Source organism: Micromonospora sp. CPM1 (assembly GCF_023896895.1).
GTDB lineage: Bacteria > Actinomycetota > Actinomycetes > Mycobacteriales > Micromonosporaceae > Micromonospora > Micromonospora tulbaghiae.
In genome coordinates, this window is record NZ_JAMHIU010000018.1 from 1 (window position 1) to 17,738 (window position 17,738).

Sequence of the window (17,738 nt, forward strand, 5' to 3'; positions counted from 1 at the left end):
GCCTCAAAGACCGCGACCTCGGCCGCGTCCCCGCAGCAACCAAGACCAACGACTGAACATCAACAAACCAGCGAAGGGGTCAAAATTCGGCCGGAACAGAGGGGTCAAAGTTCAGCCGGCGTTGACAAGGCGAAGACCCTTCCGACATCCCTGAGTGGGAAGAGAGCGAATCACACGAGGAAGCAAGCTGGCTACCAGCTACCGACGGGGAGGCCATCATTCGACGACTCGCGCTCCGATATGCGGGGCGGAAGAGTTGAGGTGTGGCCGGGATTCGCTTCGCGTGGTGGCACCCTTCCCTTGATGGTGGGAGCGGCAGGTTTCGAACCTGCGCCCCCTCGCTTGTAGGTTCTGGGTGACGCACCCTGATCCCATGGCACCCGGCAAGCCGTGGACCGGCAACGACGCGGACCACAACAACCACTGCCACCAGCGGTGGATCAAACAGCGCAACCGCGACACCGCCGACCCGGCCTACCCAGAAGCCTGGTACGACGAGCAATGCGGCGGATGCCGCTTCTGGATCCCCCTCGACGGCGAACTCGGCCACGACTACGGTGCCTGCACGAACCCCGCCTCGAACTTCGACGGACGGGTCCGCTTCGAACACGACGGATGCGCCGTCTTCGCCAACCGCGACGACGGCTCCTTCGGATAACCCAACGCAAGCAAGTTGAAGATCGTCTAGCCGGACGTGTCACCCACGTCCCAAGACTGATCTGTCACGCACGTCCTGAGACCCGACATCGCCGGCAGCCGGTCGACTCCAGTGGCCACCCACCCGTTGACCTTTGTCGATTGCTTCATGGGTCGTGCCTCCAGGGGCGACAGCAGGCCGTCGGTCGAGTCAGGTGAGGGGCTGAACGGGCGCAAGGACGGTCCACCGACGCGAGGTGTACGTCAGTGAGGGGGTACCTGGATCGTCCGAGATCAACCAAAGATGCGTGATCTCTGCTGGCAGGACAGGGTGGCGCGCCGGTGGTCCGTAGTCGGCTACCGCTAGCAGACAGCCGTGAATGTCAAGCGAGGAAGCTGGCATAAAGGGCACGATGATGGCTAGGTGACGCTCCGTGCGACCGGACTGAGCCAGCTTGCGCCGCTCACCATCGCACCGGCGGGAAGCGATGAAGCGTCAGGCTGGCGGTCGTTCCCGACCGTCAGGCGCGGCGAAGTCTCGTCCAGTCTGTCGTCGATCACGACGAAGGTCGACCCTCCCCGCTCACCTCGGAGGCTGCGTAGCTTCACGGCCGGCCTGCTCCCGCCACTGTCCGCCGCCGGCTTGGACGAGACGCGTGACCATCCGCCGGGCCTCGTCCTCGGTGTCGAACTCCCACCGGAGCATCTGGCCAGTCTCGGAGTCGCTGGCACACCGTCGTCTCGTTGCTGATGGAGTTGGGCGTCCCGCCGCACGTCGTCCAGGCCATCGCCCGGCACGCCGACGTGAAGATCACGCTAAAGATCCACTCGCATGCCAACGTCGACGCGATGCATCAGGCGCTCGGCAAGCTCGACGGGCGTCTCTCATAGACCCTGTTGCTGTCAGCGTTGCTGTCACCGTCCCCGAGGAACGATCTTCTCAAGGCGGTTTCTGCTGATGATGAAGGGTGGGCGCGGCAGGTTTCGAACCTGCGACCCCTCGCTTGTAAGGCGAGTGCTCTCCCACTGAGCTACGCGCCCGGAACGCCCGTACGGCGGGCCGGAGCGGCCAGCTTACCTGCCCGCCTCCGGCCCCGCGCAACGACGTGCCTGGGGTGTGGGACTCAGGCGGCGACGGCCTCGGCCAGCGCCTTGCGCCAGCCCTGCTGGTCGCGCGCCTCGCCGGGCATGTTCATCTCGGCGAACCGGACCACGCCGGCCTTGTCGATGACGAAGGTGCCCCGGTTGGCGATGCCCGCGACGTCGTTGAAGACGCCGTACGCCTGCGCCACCGCGCCGTGCGGCCAGAAGTCGGCCAGCAGCGGGAACTGGTAGCCCTCCCGGTCGGCCCAGATCTTGTGGGCGTACACGGAGTCGACGCTGACGGTCAGCACCTGGACGTCGTCGTTGACGTACTCGTTGAGGTTGTCCCGCACCTCGCACAGCTCGCCCTGACAGATGCCGGTGAAGGCGAGCGGGTAGAAGACCAGCAGCACGGTCTTGCGACCGCGGAAGTCGGAGAGCCGGACCTCCTGGTTGTTCTGGTCCTTGAGCAGGAAGTCGGGCGCCTCGGCGCCAACCTCGATGGGCATGCGTGCTCCCTCGGCGATCGGGTCTGGAGATGATCAGCCTGCCACACCCGGCGACCGCGGCCGCCGGGTGTCGGGCGCCGCCCCTACTTCTTGCTCTTGGAACCGCGCCGCATGACGAGACGGGCTCCGCTCCAGTCACGGCCGGCGTTGATGGTGGAGGTCTGCTGAAGCCCGGCGGTCTGCGCGCTCTCCGCGACCTCGCTCGGCTCGACGTGGCCGTCGCGGCCGGCCTTCGGGGTCAGGAGCCAGACCACGCCGTTGTCCGCGAGCGGCCCGAGGGCGTCGACGAGGAGCTCGAACAGGTCACCGTCGCCGTCTCGGTGCCAGACCAGAACCGCGTCGACCACCTCGTCGGTGTCCTCGTCGACGAGTTCCCCACAGCGGTCGGTCAGGGCGTCCCGGAGATCGGTGTCGACGTCGTCGTCGTAGCCCATCTCCATGACGACCATGCCCGGCTCGATACCGAACCGGTCCGCCAGGCTGCGTACCCCGTCGGCCTGGCCAGCGGTCGCGCTCACTGTCGAGTGCCTCCTCATCTATCCCTGCTCGTGGCGTCGGGTGACACCGTCGGGCTCAGTCCACACAGTTGCGGCTCGCCGCGCAAGTGGCGCACCGGGTGGAACGGAATTTACCGTGCCAGCAGCGTACGGGCACCCTGGGTGATGGCTTCGGCGGAGACCAGTACCTGACGGGCAGCCGGACCTAATGGTACAAACGAGTCAAGTGCGGCTACGCGGCGCGCGGCGCCCACGTATCCGGTGTCGACGAGGGCGGACAGCACGCCCTCGCCCACCCCGCCGGTTCGCCGCGTCTCGTCCACCACCAGCACCCGGCCGGTCGCCGAGGCCTCCCGGATGATGTCGGCCACCGGCAGCGGGGCCAGCCAGCGCAGGTCCACCACCCGGCTGCCCACGCCCTCCCCGGCGAGCGTGGCGGCGGCGCGCAGCGACATCCGCACCCCGTTACCGAACGTGATGATGGTGAGGTCCTCGGCGGAGCCGACCCCGTAGACGCGGGCCCGCCCGATCGGCACGTGCCGGTCCGCCCAGGTGCCCGGCTCGGCGTACTCGGCGGTCCACTCGTCGTCACCGTCGGTGTACAGGTCACGCACGTGGTAGAGCGCGATCGGCTCCACGAAGACGCAGACGCTGCCGTCCACCCGGGCCGCCGCCAGGCAGGTACGCAGCATCGGCGCGGCGTCGTCCGGCCGGGCCGGCACGGCCACCACCAGCCCCGGTACGTCCCGCAGCGCCCCCAGCGAGTCGTCGTTGCGGTCGTGCCCGCCGAGCCCGTCCGGGCTCGCCAGGCCGGGCACCCGCACCACCATCGGGTTGCGGAACGCGCCCCGGGACAGGAACCGCATGGTGGCCGCCTCGCCGCGGAGCTGGTCCTCGGCGCCGTGCAGCAGCGTCAGATGACGGATCTCGGGCACCGGCAGCAGGCCGGCCAGCCCGGCGCCCAGACCGAGCCCGAGGATCGACGTCTCGTCCGGCAGCGTGTCGAACACGCGCGCCGCCCCGAACCGGTCCCGCAGCCCTTCGGTCACCCCGTACACCCCGCCCCGGGCGGCCACCTCGTGGCCGAACACCGCCGTACCGGGGTGGTCGAGCATGCCGTCGGCGAGCGCGGCGTTGATGCTCTGCGCCAGCGTCAGCGGGCCGGTCAGCTCCGGCGGCTTGCCGCCGAACGCCTCCGCCCGCGCTCCGGCGCCCGGCCCGGCCGCGTGCGCCGCCGCCTCGGCGACCGCGCGGGACACCCGGACCGGCCGGCGCGGCGCCAGTTCCCGCACGATCTCGACCGGGGACGCGAGCTTCGGCTCGTCCAGCACCTCCTCGGCGACGCGGCGCAGCTGCCAGCCCCGCTCGTCGTAGCGGGCCAGCAGTTCCTCGCCACCGGCGTACCCGGAGGTCACCAGCAGCCGCGCGGTGGCCAGCAGCGGGTCGCGGGCCGCGTCGTCGTCACCCTGCTCCATCAGCCGGACCGTGCTCAGGTGCAGCACGGCGGGCCGGCGCTGCCGGCGTACCCACTCGGCCGCCTCCGCCGCGACCCGGTAGGTCGCGGCCACGTCCGTGCCGTCGGCGGCGAAGTACCGGATGCCGGGCCGGGACCGCAGCGTGGCGGCCACCCAGCCCTCGGCGGAGGCGCCGCTGTCCGCGCAGAGGAACAGCACCGGGATGCGCAGGCCGGTGTGGTCGTACCAGCCGGTCGTGTTCAGCGCGGCGGTCGCGGTGGCGTGGTCGGCCGCGGCGTCGTCGAAGGAGCAGACCACCACGGCGTCGGCGGGCCAGGGCGTCGCGTCGGCCTCGCCGTCGGTGGGCCGCGCGCCGCGGCGCAGCCGCTCCAGCGCCAGCCCCAGGCCGACGGCGCGCGGCAGGTGCGAGCCGGCGGTCGAGGTGGTCGGCACGACCGCCAGGTCGGCGCGGCCGAAGACCTTCGCCCGCCCGCCGGCCGCGGGTTCCTCGGCGGAGGCGACGATGCCGCGCAGCACATCGCGCGCCGCCGCCGCGTAGGCGTCGTCGGGCGCGGGCTGCGGCAGATCGGGTACGACGACAGTCGCGTCCCCGTCCGCGTCCACGACGATCCCGGCGCCCACGGGGAGGCTGGCCGCTTCCGTCTCCCCCGGGTCAGCGTCGAGATCTTGGTGGGAAACGGCCCCCGGAGGGGCGCTTTCGCTCGAAGATCTTCCCGGTTCCGGTTCCGGTTCCGGTTGCGGGGAGGTGGCGGGGAAGGCGCCGGCGGCCTGGGCGGCGCGCAGGCAGTAGAACGCGCCGGAGCGGGCGTGCAGCAGCGCGGGGTCGGTCGGCCGCAGCGCGGCGGCCACCGCGGCGTCGCCCTCGTGACCGGCCGACTCGACAGTGAAGTACCCCTCGCCGAAGCCGGACAGCCACCGCCCGGCCAGGTCGAGCAGCCGGCTGGTCACCTGCGCGTCGAACAGGGCCAGCGCCTGCGCCCCGGTCAACGGGCCGCCGTCGGGCAGCGGTTCGCCCAGGTCGCGCCGCTGGTCGGGCGCCCCGAGCGCGGCCAGTTCGGCTCGGAGCCGGTCGTCGAGATCGTGCGGGGTGGTCACGCGGACAGCATTACCGACTCGGGCCCGCCTCGCCCACTCGGACACGTTCCGCCCGGCGTGGCTCAGACCTGCCCACACTCCTGCGGGCAGCCTCCGTCGGAGACCTTCAGCACCAGGTCCCGCAGTGTGGCCAGTTCGTCGGTGCTCAGCCCGTCGAGCAGTCGGGAGTCCGACATCACCTGGCGGAGCCGTTCGCGTACCTGCCGCCCCCGCCCGGTGACCACGAGCGCCTTCTGCCGCCGGTCGGCCGGGTCGGTACGCCGTTCCACCAGCCCGGCCTGCTCCAGCTTGTCGGCCAGGCCGGTGACGTTGGACCTGTCGCAGCCGAGCTGTTCGGCGAGGTCACGGGCCGGGAGCGGGCGGTCCGGGTCGAGCTGGTGCAGCGCCCGGGCGACCGCGGGGGTGAGGCCCAGCGCCGCGATCCCCTCGTCCTGGTGGTGCCGCATCGCGGCGGCGACGTGCAGGATCCGGCGCACGGTCTCCCCGGCCAGCTCCGCCCGGTTGTGGACGGTGGGAACGGTGGTTTGCGCCATCCGATCATCGTATGGGCGAGTCGATCTTCGATCAGCCGAACGGTCAGGCACCTCCCGCAACCGATTGCCGATCATGAAGCGCTGTTCGGCGAAAATTCCCGGCCGGTCGTCCGCGCGTCACCTTCCGGCCATCGACGTCCGTGAGGCTTCCCGGTGTCGACGAACCGGACTCCGGGAGGAAAATCGTGGCTCTGTCCCGACGTACCATCCTGCTCAGCGGCGCGGCGCTCGGCGCCGCCGGCGCGGCAGCCGGCCTGCCGGTCGCGGCCGCCGCGTCGCCCGGCCCGCTGCGCCGCGACCCGTTCACGCTCGGCGTGGCCTCCGGCGACCCCGACCACGAGGGCTTCGTGCTCTGGACCCGGCTGGCGCCGGAGCCGCTGGCCGAGGACGGCCTGGGCGGCATGCCGTCGCGGGTCGTGCCGGTCAACTGGGAGGTGGCCGCCGACGAGCGCTTCCGGCACGTGGTGCGCCGCGGCGTGGCCCTGGCCCGGCCGGAGTCGGCGCACAGCGTGCACGTCGAGCTGGGCGGCCTGTTGCCCGGCCGCGAGTACTTCTACCGGTTCCGGGCGCAGCGCTGGCTGTCCCCGGCCGGGCGCACCCGGACCGCTCCGGCGCCGTGGCTGATGCCGTCCGCCCTCGCGATGGCCTTCGCCTCCTGCTCGCAGTACGAGCACGGCTACTTCACCGCGTACCGGCGGCTGGCCGAGACCGAGCCGGAGCTGATCCTGCACCTCGGCGACTACCAGTACGAGTACGCCGAGGACACCTACACCGTGCCCGGCGGCAACCCGCGTGACCACGAGGGCCCGGAGACCCGCACGCTGGCGAACTACCGGCAGCGGCACGCCCAGTACAAGACCGACACCGACCTCCAGGCGGCGCACGCGGTCGCGCCCTGGGTGGTGGTCTTCGACGACCACGAGGTGGAGAACAACTGGGCCGACGAGGTGCCCGAGGCGCCCGATCCGGACTTCCCCGCCCGGCGGGCGGCGGCGTTCCAGGCGTACTACGAGAACATGCCGCTGCGCCGCACCTCGATCCCGCGCGGCATCGACATGCAGCTCTACCGCCGGGTGCGCTGGGGCCGGCTGGCCACCTTCCACATGCTCGACACCCGGCAGTACCGGGACGACCAGGCGTGCGGCGACGGCTACAGGAGCTGCGCGGAGGCGTCCGACCCGGCCCGCTCGATCACCGGCGCCGCGCAGGAGGCGTGGCTGCTGGACGGCTTCCGCCGCTCCGAGGCCCGCTGGGACCTGCTCGGCCAGCAGGTGTTCTTCGCCCAGCGGGACAACAACTCCGGCCCGTTGACGGTGACGAGCATGGACGCCTGGGACGGGTACGTCGCCTCCCGGGACCGGATCACCCGGGGCTGGACGGCCGCCGGGGTACGCAACCCGGTGGTGCTCACCGGCGACGTGCACGCGCACTGGGCCAGCGACCTGAAGCTGGACTACGCCGACCCGACCTCGCGCACCGTCGGCAGCGAGCTGGTCTGCTCGTCGATCACCTCGACCGGGGACGGCGCCGACTCGCCGACCGGCTCGCACCCGTGGCTGGCGTTCAACCCGCACCTGCGCTTCCAGAACAACCTTCGGGGGTACGTCCGCACCACGATCACCCCGACCGAGCTGACCGCCGACTTCGACGTGCTGCCGTACGTGAGCCGGCCGGACGCGCCCGCGTACACCCGGGCCACGTTCGTGATCGAGGACCGCGTACCCGGGCTGAACCTGACCCACGACCGGCCGCCGGCCGCGGCGCGCACCGCCGCCCCCGGTGTCGACCAGGGCCGGCAGACGGTGGAGGCGGAGACGGTCCGCCCGTGACGGCGCGGCCGGGCCGGGCGCGGGGCGCCCGGTCCGGCCGGTCAGCCGGCCAGGAACGAGAAGCGCACCTGGCGGTCGGGGTTGTCGCCGTTGGTGTCGACCAGGCAGATCGACTGCCAGGTGCCGAGCTGGAGCCGCCCGCCGAGCACCGGCAGCGTCGCGTACGGCGGCACGAACGCCGGCAGCACGTGGTCGCGGCCGTGCCCGGGTGAGCCGTGCCGGTGCCGCCACCTGTCGTCGGTGGGGAGCAGGTCGTCGAGCGCCCGCAGCAGGTCGTCGTCGGAGCCGGCGCCGGTCTCGATGATCGCCAGCCCGGCGGTGGCGTGCGGGACGAAGACATGCAGCAGGCCGTCGCCGGCCCCGGACACGAACCGCTCGGCCTCGCTCGTGATGTCCCGGACGGTCGGCCGGGAGCCGGTCCGAACGGTGATCACCTCACTGCGCATACGGCGCATTCTGCCGCAGTGCCCGGTTCGCCGCCGCGTCCGCCGATAGCGCATCCGGTGATCGCGCAAAGTTACTGATGGGTACCTGTGTTCAGCGTCGCGTCTGGGGGTGGGAGAGGTGACGACACGCGCCACCAGGGGGCAGGATGGCGCTAGAGACCTATCCCACACGAAACCGAGGGAACGCCTGTGGCTACGGAACGCAAGCGCCCGGTGATCACCGCTGGTCTGCCGAGCCAGCTTCCGGACATCGACCCTGAAGAGACCAGCGAATGGGTCGAGTCGCTCGACGGTGTCATCGACGAGCGCGGGACAAAGCGAGCCCGGTACGTCATGCTGCGCCTGCTGGAGCGGGCCCGCGAGCGGCAGGTCGGGGTGCCGTCCCTGACCACCACCGACTACATCAACACGATCCCGCCGGAGCGCGAACCGTGGTTCCCGGGTGACGAGCACGTCGAGCGGCGGCTGCGGGCGTACATCAGGTGGAACGCCGCGATGCTGGTGCACCGGGCGCAGCGCCCGGAGATCGGCGTCGGTGGGCACATCTCCACGTTCGCCAGCTCGGCGTCCCTCTACGAGGTGGGCTTCAACCACTTCTTCCGGGGCAAGAACCACCCGGGCGGCGGCGACCAGATCTTCTACCAGGGTCACGCCTCCCCCGGCATGTACGCGCGGGCGTTCCTGGAGGGCCGGCTCAGCGAGAGCCAGCTCGACGGCTTCCGGCAGGAGCTGTCGCACCCCGGCGGCGGCCTGCCGTCGTACCCGCACCCGCGGCTCATGCCGGACTTCTGGGAGTTCCCCACGGTCTCCATGGGCCTCGGGCCGCTGAACGCCATCTACCAGGCGCGGTTCAACCGCTACCTGCACCACCGGGGCATCAAGGACACCTCCCAGCAGCACGTCTGGGCGTTCCTGGGCGACGGTGAGATGGACGAGGTCGAGTCGCTCGGCGCGATCGGCGTGGCCGCCCGCGAGGAGCTGGACAACCTCACCTTCGTGATCAACTGCAACCTCCAGCGCCTGGACGGACCGGTCCGCGGCAACGGCAAGGTCATGCAGGAGCTGGAGGCGTTCTTCCGGGGCGCCGGCTGGAACGTCATCAAGGTGGTCTGGGGCCGCGAGTGGGACCCGCTGCTCGCCGCGGACACCGACGGCGCGCTGGTCAACCTGATGAACACCACGCCCGACGGTGACTACCAGACCTACAAGGCGGAGTCCGGGGCGTACGTGCGGGAGCACTTCTTCGGCCGCGACCCGCGGACCCGCAAGATGGTCGAGGGTCTGACCGACGACGAGATCTGGAACCTCAAGCGGGGTGGCCACGACTACCGCAAGCTCTACGCGGCCTACAAGGCGGCCACGGAGCACACCGGCCAACCCACGGTGATCCTCGCCAAGACGATCAAGGGCTGGACGCTCGGCTCGCACTTCGAGGGCCGCAACGCCACGCACCAGATGAAGAAGCTGACGCTGGAGGACCTGAAGCTCTTCCGCGACCGCCTCTACCTGGACATCCCGGACAAGCAGCTGGAGGAGAACCCGTACCTCCCGCCGTACTACACGCCGGGTGAGAAGTCGGACGAGATCACGTACCTGAAGGACCGGCGTCAGCAGCTCGGCGGCTACCTGCCGACGCGCAGCACCGCGCGCAAGACGCTGGCCATCCCGGGCACCGAGCGGTTCTCCGACGTCAAGCGCGGGTCGGGCAAGCAGAAGGTCGCCACCACGATGGCCTTCGTCCGCCTGCTCAAGGACATCATGAAGGACAAGGAGTTCGGCAAGCGCTGGGTGCCGATCATCCCGGACGAGGCCCGCACCTTCGGTATGGACTCGCTGTTCCCGACCCAGAAGATCTACTCGCCGCACGGCCAGCGCTACACCTCGGTGGACCGGGAGCTGTTCCTGTCCTACAAGGAGTCGACCACCGGCCAGATCCTGCACGAGGGGATCAACGAGGCCGGGTCGGTGGCCTCGTTCACGGCGGCGGGCACGGCGTACGCCACCCACGGCGAGCCGATGATCCCGCTGTACATCTTCTACTCGATGTTCGGCTTCCAGCGCACCGGCGACGGGTTCTGGGCGGCGGCGGACCAGATGGCGCGGGGCTTCGTGCTCGGCGCGACCGCCGGCCGGACCACGCTCAACGGTGAGGGCCTCCAGCACGAGGACGGCCACTCGCTGCTGCTCGCGGCCACCAACCCGGCGGTGGTCGCGTACGACGCGGCGTTCGCCTACGAGCTGGCGCACATCGTGGAGAACGGCCTGCACCGGATGTACGGGGAGGCGCAGGAGAACATCTTCTACTACCTCACCGTTTACAACGAGCCGATCTTCCAGCCGGCCGAGCCGGAGGGGGTGGACGTCGAGGGCATCGTCAACGGCATCTACCGCTACTCCCCCGCGCCGCAGGTCGGCGACGACGCGCCGAAGGCGAACATCCTCGCCTCCGGTACCGGCATGCAGTGGGCGCTCAAGGCCCAGCAGCTGCTCGCCGAGGACTGGGGCGTCTCCGCCGACGTGTGGTCGGTGACGTCCTGGACCGAGCTGCGCCGCGACGCGGTCCAGTGCGAGGAGCACAACCTGCTCAACCCGGGCGAGGAGCCGCGGGTGCCGTACATCGCGCGGAAGCTGGCCGACGCCGACGGGCCGAAGGTCGCGGTCAGCGACTGGATGCGCGCGGTACCGGACCTGATCGCCCGCTGGGTACCCGGCGACTACACCTCGCTCGGCACGGACGGCTTCGGCATGTCGGACACCCGGCACGCGCTGCGCCGCCACTTCCACGTGGACGCCGAGTCGGTCGCGGTCGCGACGCTGCGCCAGCTCGCGCTGCGCGGCGTGGTGCCGGCCCACGTGCCGGCCGACGCCGCCCGCAAGTACGCGCTGGACGACGTCAACGCCGCCCCGGTCGGCGAGACCGGCGGCGACAGCTAGTACCCGTCACGCGAGAAGGGCCCGGCGCCAGGCGCGCCGGGCCCTTCTCGTCCCCCGATGCGACGACGGCCCGGCGTCCCTGGCGGGAACGCCGGGCCGTCACCATCGCGGGCGACGCCGGGACGGGCTCGGTCAGCCGACGGCGGCCAGGTCGGTCAGCCGGGCCAGCGAGTCCTCCAGGTCGGCGCCGACCCGGCGCAGGCCGAGCCGGAGCAGGGCCGCCTTGACGGGTCCGGCGGGCCACCGCACGACGATCAGGCGTACGACGGTGCCGCCGTCCTCCTCGTCCGGGGTCAGCTGGACGTAGATCTCGGTGCGTGCCTCGGCGCGGGCGCCGGCGCCCTTCGCGCGTTCGCGCCAGCCGATCAGGGTCGGCTCCTGGAAGGCGATCACCTCGGCCTCGTGCGCGGCGCCGCGTCCAGCCTGGACGAGTTGCCGCCGCCCGAATCCCTCCCCGGACAGGACCTCGGCCGCGCGGACTCCCGCCAGCCAGGCCGGCAGCTGCTCGGCGCGCTGCACGACATCCCAGACCACATCCACCGGCGCCGCCACGTGCGCACTTCGTTCCACGAGGATCATGAGTATCTTTCCCCCACTTAAATCACATCCGCGATATTCGGCACTCTATGTGTAAATCGGACTTAAGCGGACGGGTTCGGAAAAGACACGCCGAACCGCCTTGCGTTACCCAGTCATCTCGGCCTATGGCGCAGCGGTCCGCGGAGCCCTAGAGTCGCGAGCACGCTTCACGTTCTGGAGGGTGACTTGACGACCGCGCCGATGCCCGAGTTCCCCGCCGGCTTCCGCTGGGGGGTCTCCACCTCCGCGTACCAGATCGAGGGTGCGACCACAGTCGACGGCCGCGGCCCGTCCATCTGGGACACGTTCGCCCACGACCCGGGCCGGATCGCCGACGGCAGCACCGGCGACCAGGCGTGCGACCACTACCACAGGTACGCCGAGGACACCGCGCTGCTGGCCGGGCTGGGGGTGTCCGCGTACCGGTTCTCGATCGCCTGGCCCCGGATCCAGCCGGCCGGAACCGGCCCGGCCAACGCCGCCGGGCTGGACTTCTACGACCGGCTGGTGGACGGCCTGCTCGACGCCGGCGTGGACCCGGTCGCCACGCTGTTCCACTGGGACCTGCCGCAGGCGCTGGAGGACGCCGGCGGCTGGCTGAACCGGGACACCGCCGCCCGCTTCGCCGAGTACGCCGACCTGACCGCGGCCCGCCTCGGCGACCGGGTGAAGCTCTGGATCACGCTCAACGAGCCGTTCATCCACATGAGCCTCGGCCACGGCACGGGCGAGCACGCCCCCGCCCGGACGCTGCTGTTCGACGCCTTCCCGGTAGCCCACCACCAGCTCCTCGGGCACGGCCTCGCGGTCGCCGCGCTGCGCGCCCGCACCACGTCCCCGGTGGCGATCGCCAACAACTACTCCCCGGTGCGCCTGGCCGGCGACACCGACGCGGACCGGGCCGCCGCCGCGGCGTACGACGCGCTGCACAACCGGCTGTTCACCGAGCCGCTGCTCGGACGCGGCTACCCGGACGCGCTCGGCCCCGAACCGGGCGTGGTGCGCGACGGCGACCTGGACGTCATCGCCGCGCCGATCGACGTCCTGGGCGTCAACTACTACAACCCGACGGGCATCCGGGCGCCGGAGGCGGACTCGCCGCTGCCGTTCGAGATCGTGCCGCTGGACGGCTACCCGCGCACCGCGTTCGACTGGCCGGTGGCCCCGGACGGGCTGCGCGAGCTGCTGCTCCAGCTGCACGAGCGGTACGGCGGCGCGCTGCCGCCGATCCAGGTCACCGAGAGCGGCTGCGCGTACGACGACGCGCCGGACGCCGACGGCCGGGTGCACGACCCGGAGCGGATCGCGTACCTGGACGGGCACATCCGCGCGGTGCACCAGGCGATGGCCGAGGGCGTGCCGGTCACCGGGTACTTCGTCTGGTCGCTGCTGGACAACTGGGAGTGGGCCGAGGGCTTCACCAAGCGGTTCGGCCTGGTGCACGTCGACTTCGACACGCAGCGGCGCACGCCGAAGTCGTCGTACACATGGTTCCGGGATCTGGTCCGGCGATGACCACGATGAACCCGACGCCGGCCTCGCTGCCGGCGGCGCTCGCCGAGCCGACCGTCCCGGTGCGGCGCGGCTGGATCGCGCTGATCTTCGCGGCCAACCTGGGCGTCTGGATGGCGTTCTTCACCCCGATCCAGGTGCTGCTGCCGCAGCAGGTGGAACGGATCGCCCCGGCCGACAAGGAGGCCATGCTGGCGGTGGTCACCGGCATCGGCGCGCTCGCCGCGGTGCTGGCGAACCCGCTCGCCGGGGCGCTGTCCGACCGCACCTCGCTGCGGCTGGCCAACCGGCACTTCGGCCGCCGGCACGTCTGGACCGCGCTCGGCGCGGTGGTCGGCGCGCTCGCCCTGGTGCTGCTGGCCCGGCAGAACACCATCGCCGGGGTGGCGGTGGCCTGGGTGGCCGCGCAGGTCTGCTTCAACGCGATGCTCGCCAGCCTCACCGCCGCCATCCCGGACCGGGTGCCGGTGGCGCAGCGCGGCGGCGTGTCCGGCTGGGTGGGCATCCCGCAGGCGCTGGGTCTGGTGCTCGGGGCGGTGCTGGTCACCGCCGTGGTCACCGGCAACGCCGCCGGCTACGCCGCGATCGCGCTCGCCGTGCTGCTGCTGTCGCTGCCGTTCGCGCTGCTGACCCAGGACGACCACCTGCCCCGGGAGCACCGCTCCCCACTGCGGCTGCGCTCGCTGTTCGCCTCGATGTGGATCAGCCCGCGCCGCCACCCCGACTTCGCCTGGGCCTGGTTCACCCGGTTCCTGGTGCAGACCGGCAACGCGCTGGGCACGCTCTATCTGCTCTACTTCCTCACCGACGGGGTGCGGGTGGCCGACCCCGAAGGCTCCCTGCTGGTGCTGATCCTGCTCTACACGGTCGGCATGATGCTCACCGCCGTGGTGGCCGGACGGATGTCCGACCGCTCCGGCCGGCGCAAGGTCTTCGTGATCACCTCCGGGCTGATCATGGCGGTGGCGGCGGTGCTGCTCGCGGTGGCGCCGACCTGGCCCATGGCGATCGTCGCGGCGCTGCTGCTCGGCGCCGGGTACGGCGTCTACCTGTCGGTGGACGCCGCGCTGATCACCCAGGTGCTGCCCGCCGCGACCGACCGGGCCAAGGACCTCGGCGTGATCAACATCGCCAACTCGGCGCCGCAGGTGCTCGGGCCGGCGCTGTCCGCGCCGATCGTCGTGCACCTCGGCGGCTACCCGACGCTGTACGCGGTCACCGCGGCGGTCACCCTGCTCGGCAGCGCCCTGGTCGTGAAGATCAAGTCGGTGCCCTGACCCGGCCCCCTGCCGGAAACCCGTCGCGGTCCGCCGTAGGCTGGGGGGCGTGACGGTACGTGTACGCTTCGCCCCTTCCCCGACCGGTATGTTCCACGTCGGCGGTGCCCGCTCGGCGCTGCAGAACTGGATCTTCGCCAAGCAGCAGGGCGGGGTGTTCGTGCTGCGCATCGAGGACACCGACGCGGCACGTAACCGGCCCGAGTGGACCGAGGGCATCCTCTCCGCGCTCGACTGGATCGGCATCGCCCGGGGCAGCTACGAGGGCCCGTACTTCCAGTCCTCGTACGCGGGCGAGCACCGGGCCGCCGCGCAGCGGCTGTACGAGGGCGGCCGGGCCTACTACTGCGACTGCACCCGCGAGGACGTGCAGGCGCGTACCGGCCCGCAGCAGCGCGGCTACGACGGCTTCTGCCGCGACCGCGGCCTGGAGCCGGGTGAGGGCCGCGCACTGCGCTTCCGTACGCCGGACGAGGGCGAGACCGTGGTGGTCGACCTGGTGCGCGGCGAGCCGACGTTCGAGAACAAGCTGATCGAGGACTTCGTCATCGCCCGCGGTGACGGCTCCCCGGTGTTCCTGCTGGCGAACGTGGTCGACGACATGTCGATGGGGATCACCCACGTGATCCGCGCCGAGGAGCACCTGCCGAACACCCCGAAGCAGCAGCTGCTGTGGGACGCACTGGGCGTCAAGCCGCCGGTCTGGGCGCACGTGCCGGTGGTGGTGAACGAGAAGCGGCAGAAGCTGTCCAAGCGGCGGGACAAGGTCGCGCTGGAGGCGTACCGGGACGAGGGCTACCTCGCCGACGCGATGCGCAACTACCTGATGCTGCTGGGCTGGGCTCCGTCGGGCGACCGGGAGATCGTGCCCTGGTCGGTGATCGAGGAGGAGTTCCGGCTGGACGAGGTCAACCCGTCCCCGGCGTTCTTCGACGAGAAGAAGCTGCGCGCGTTCAACGGCGACTACATCCGGGCGCTGCCGGTGGCGGACTTCGTCGAGGCGTGCCGGCCGTGGCTCACCGGCACCGGGACCATCGCCCCGCCGCCGTGGCAGCCCGACGAGTTCGACCCGGCCGCGTTCGCGGCGGTGGCCCCGCTGGCGCAGACCCGGATCGCGGTGCTCAGCGAGATCGTGCCGAACGTCGACTTCCTGTTCCTGGCCGACCCGCTGATCGACGAGGCGGCCTGGGCGAAGGCGATGAAGGAGGGCGCCGCCGACCTGCTGGACGCCGCGATCGTCGCGTTCGAGGCGCTGGAGTCCTGGGATGCCGAGTCGCTCAAGGCCACGCTGGAGGCGGTCGGCGCGGAGCGCGGGCTGAAGCTGGGCAAGGCGCAGGCGCCGGTACGCGTCGCGGTCACCGGGCGCACCGTCGGCCTGCCGCTGTTCGAGTCGCTGGAGGTGCTCGGCCGCGACCGTACGCTGACCCGGCTGCGCGCCGCCCGCGTACGCCTGGTCTGAGCGGTCAGCGGCGGGCGGCCCGGCGGCGCAGCAGCAGTCCGCCGCCCAGCGCGGCCAGCACCACCACGGCTCCGGCCGCCCACAGCCAGCCCGTACCCCCGTCGTCGTCCGCCCCGGCGGCGGCCGGGGTCGGGCTCGGCGCCGCGCTGGTGGGCAGAGCGGTGGAAGGCGCGGGGGCGGCACTGGTGGGCGGCGCGCTCGCCGACGGCGACTCCGCCGGGGTGCCGGTGGTCAGCGTGAACCGGATTTCCCCCTTGACCGGATGGCCGTCGTCGGAGGCCAGCCGGTAGGTCACGATGTAGAGGCCGGCCGCGCCCGGCCGGAACGGCACCGTCACGCGCTTGCCGGCGAAGGCCGGCGCGCCGCCGGTCGCGGCCACGTTGTCCGGGCCGGTGACGGTGACCTCGGTGGTGGCCTCCTTCGGCGTGGCGAGGAACCGCAGCTCGATCCGCTCCGGTGCGGCGGCCAGCCGGGCCCCGTCGCGCGGATCGCTGCCGGTCAGCGAGTTGTGCGCGGCGGCCGGCGCGGCCGGCAGCAGCGCGGACGCCGCGACCACCCCGAGCACCACCGCCCAGGTACGCGCCACACGGGCGACCCTGCCCCCCATGGTTCCCTCCGTCCGGGTAGGATCCGGCCGATGATCATCGACCGTTCATTGGTCGGTCTCAGCTCGCAGATAGTTCCAAATACTCTTCCACCAGCTGCAACCGAGCGCCGTTCTGCGGAGTCTTGTGGTGGACACCGGTCCAGTGTGACCTGCAGCGGAAGCCAGCCATCGAACGGGGCGAGGAGGCGGCGATGATCCGAAGGGTGAGACGGCTGCTGGTCGCCGTGACCGGGGGCGTGGCGGCCCTGGCGTGCGCGCTGGCCCTGACCGGCACGGCGGCGGCCCAGGCGGCGCCCAAGCCGAAGCCGGCACCGACCGGCGTCGACATCAGCGGTGAGCGGCTGGACGCGCCGCTGAAGCTGCGCACCGACACCAGCCCCAACGAGGTCAACCTGGTGATCGACCAGGTCAGGTGGCTGGGCACGACCGGCCAGCTGCGCGGCCCGGCCGCGAAGGATCTCGGTCCGAAGTACACGGTGGTGGTGCTCGCCGCCGCCGGTCCGCAGCGCACCTACGACCTGTTCCCGCTGGCCAAGGGCGGTCCCCGGATCTACCGGCCGGGCAAGCAGCCGGACCTGAGCAGCACCCGGGCCGGCTGGTTCTTCGGGCGGCTCAACATGCCCGAGACGCTGCGCTCGGTCGGCGTGCCGATGCCGGCCCAGTTCGACACGCTCGCCGGCGGCATCGGCGGCGGCGAGCGGGTGCTTCCGGAGGAGGCGCTCGACCCGGTGCAGAACATCGACACCGCGCTCGGCGAACTCCAGCGGCTGCTGCTGCTCAACGTGGGCATCGTGCTGGTCATCACCGCCGGGCTGGCCGGCATCGCGCTGCTGGTCCGCCGCCGCACCCGCTGAGCCGTATCGGGCGGCGCGTCAGCACCAGCGGCGCGGCGGGCGCTCCCGGCGGACGGTGCGGTTGCGCGGGCGTACCGCGCCGTGACGGTGGGCGCCCGCCCAGCCCGCCAGGCCGCTGCGGCAACTCCGGTCGACCGGTTCCTCGTCGGCCGGGTGCGCCGGCTCCGCCGCCCGCTGCCGGGGCACACCCGGCTCGTCCTCGGCGCGCTCCGGCGCCCGGCCGGCCGGCTGCTCGCCCTGCTGGTTCAGGCACGGCCGGCGCGGGTGTGTGGCAGTCGCCGGCTGGTCGTGGCCGCGCCGGCAGGCCTCACCCTGGGCGCAACCGTGCTCGGCCTCCCCCTGCGCCATCCCGGCCCCCCTCACGCGTCGCCCTCGCCCGCCCGGCCGGAGTCTGGCCCGGCGTGCCCTGACAC

Annotated in this window: 16 protein-coding genes and 1 tRNA gene; 8 read left to right on the forward strand and 9 right to left on the reverse strand. The window is 72.0% G+C overall.

What is annotated here, in order from left to right:
• The first annotated feature begins 373 nt into the window (after window positions 1–373).
• Both M8C11_RS21470 and M8C11_RS21475 read left to right on the forward strand, forming a co-directional pair.
• A complete protein-coding gene (locus tag M8C11_RS21470) occupies window positions 374–658 on the forward strand; it encodes a DUF3027 domain-containing protein (protein ID WP_252452426.1) in 285 nt (94 codons plus the stop codon).
• A 722-nt stretch (window positions 659–1,380) separates the two neighbouring features.
• Window positions 1,381–1,527: a hypothetical protein gene (locus tag M8C11_RS21475; RefSeq protein ID WP_252452429.1), complete on the forward strand. Its 147-nt coding sequence runs from the start codon at window positions 1,381–1,383 to the stop codon at window positions 1,525–1,527.
• Window positions 1,528–1,605: 78 nt separating this feature from the next.
• Here M8C11_RS21475 and M8C11_RS21480 read toward each other — a convergent pair.
• The 5 genes from M8C11_RS21480 to M8C11_RS21500 form a co-directional block, all read right to left on the reverse strand.
• A tRNA-Val gene (locus M8C11_RS21480) sits at window positions 1,606–1,677 on the reverse strand.
• An 83-nt stretch (window positions 1,678–1,760) separates the two neighbouring features.
• On the reverse strand, window positions 1,761–2,228 hold the full coding sequence (locus M8C11_RS21485; protein WP_128138072.1) for a peroxiredoxin: 468 nt from the start codon (window positions 2,226–2,228) through the stop codon (window positions 1,761–1,763).
• An 83-nt stretch (window positions 2,229–2,311) separates the two neighbouring features.
• Complete coding sequence (locus M8C11_RS21490; RefSeq protein ID WP_013287823.1) at window positions 2,312–2,746, reverse strand: DUF3052 domain-containing protein; 435 nt, start codon at window positions 2,744–2,746, stop codon at window positions 2,312–2,314.
• Window positions 2,747–2,856: 110 nt separating this feature from the next.
• Window positions 2,857–5,295, reverse strand: a complete 2,439-nt coding sequence (locus tag M8C11_RS21495; protein ID WP_252452433.1) for a transketolase C-terminal domain-containing protein — start codon at window positions 5,293–5,295, stop codon at window positions 2,857–2,859.
• Between the two features lie 62 nt (window positions 5,296–5,357).
• Window positions 5,358–5,828: a MarR family winged helix-turn-helix transcriptional regulator gene (locus tag M8C11_RS21500; protein WP_121686647.1), complete on the reverse strand. Its 471-nt coding sequence runs from the start codon at window positions 5,826–5,828 to the stop codon at window positions 5,358–5,360.
• Window positions 5,829–6,013: 185 nt separating this feature from the next.
• Here M8C11_RS21500 and M8C11_RS21505 point away from each other — a divergent pair, with 185 nt between their 5' ends.
• Window positions 6,014–7,657 (forward strand): alkaline phosphatase, encoded by a 1,644-nt coding sequence (locus M8C11_RS21505; RefSeq protein WP_252452436.1) that lies wholly within the window; start codon window positions 6,014–6,016, stop codon window positions 7,655–7,657.
• Between the two features lie 41 nt (window positions 7,658–7,698).
• On the opposite strand, the gene M8C11_RS21510 is transcribed toward M8C11_RS21505, so the two are convergent.
• On the reverse strand, window positions 7,699–8,103 hold the full coding sequence (locus M8C11_RS21510; RefSeq protein ID WP_030271630.1) for a secondary thiamine-phosphate synthase enzyme YjbQ: 405 nt from the start codon (window positions 8,101–8,103) through the stop codon (window positions 7,699–7,701).
• A 189-nt stretch (window positions 8,104–8,292) separates the two neighbouring features.
• Here M8C11_RS21510 and aceE point away from each other — a divergent pair, with 189 nt between their 5' ends.
• A complete protein-coding gene (gene aceE / locus M8C11_RS21515; protein ID WP_308212768.1) occupies window positions 8,293–11,037 on the forward strand; it encodes a pyruvate dehydrogenase (acetyl-transferring), homodimeric type in 2,745 nt (914 codons plus the stop codon).
• 132 nt (window positions 11,038–11,169) lie between these two features.
• On the opposite strand, the gene M8C11_RS21520 is transcribed toward aceE, so the two are convergent.
• Entirely contained in the window at window positions 11,170–11,616 is a 447-nt protein-coding gene (locus tag M8C11_RS21520; RefSeq protein WP_120568628.1) for an SRPBCC domain-containing protein, read from the reverse strand.
• A gap of 201 nt (window positions 11,617–11,817) precedes the next feature.
• On the opposite strand from M8C11_RS21520, the gene M8C11_RS21525 reads away from it, so the two are divergent.
• The 3 genes from M8C11_RS21525 to gltX are packed head-to-tail and all read left to right on the forward strand — an operon-like array spanning window position 11,818 to window position 15,864.
• Window positions 11,818–13,131, forward strand: a complete 1,314-nt coding sequence (locus M8C11_RS21525; protein WP_120568627.1) for a GH1 family beta-glucosidase — start codon at window positions 11,818–11,820, stop codon at window positions 13,129–13,131.
• Entirely contained in the window at window positions 13,128–14,405 is a 1,278-nt protein-coding gene (locus tag M8C11_RS21530) for an MFS transporter (RefSeq protein ID WP_252452439.1), read from the forward strand. The genes M8C11_RS21525 and M8C11_RS21530 overlap by 4 nt, the downstream gene beginning before the upstream one ends.
• A 49-nt stretch (window positions 14,406–14,454) precedes the next feature.
• Window positions 14,455–15,864 (forward strand): glutamate--tRNA ligase, encoded by a 1,410-nt coding sequence (gene gltX / locus M8C11_RS21535; protein ID WP_308212770.1) that lies wholly within the window; start codon window positions 14,455–14,457, stop codon window positions 15,862–15,864.
• A gap of 4 nt (window positions 15,865–15,868) precedes the next feature.
• Here the strand turns inward: gltX and M8C11_RS21540 are convergent, their stop codons facing one another.
• A complete protein-coding gene (locus M8C11_RS21540) occupies window positions 15,869–16,471 on the reverse strand; it encodes a copper resistance CopC family protein (RefSeq protein WP_252452442.1) in 603 nt (200 codons plus the stop codon).
• 191 nt (window positions 16,472–16,662) lie between these two features.
• Here M8C11_RS21540 and M8C11_RS21545 point away from each other — a divergent pair, with 191 nt between their 5' ends.
• Entirely contained in the window at window positions 16,663–17,325 is a 663-nt protein-coding gene (locus M8C11_RS21545) for a hypothetical protein (RefSeq protein ID WP_120568623.1), read from the forward strand.
• An 18-nt stretch (window positions 17,326–17,343) separates the two neighbouring features.
• Here M8C11_RS21545 and M8C11_RS21550 read toward each other — a convergent pair whose 3' ends face one another.
• Window positions 17,344–17,673 carry a hypothetical protein gene (locus tag M8C11_RS21550; protein ID WP_120568622.1) on the reverse strand — a complete coding sequence of 110 codons (330 nt, stop codon included), beginning with the start codon at window positions 17,671–17,673 and terminating at the stop codon, window positions 17,344–17,346.
• Between the last annotated feature and the right edge of the window lie 65 nt (window positions 17,674–17,738).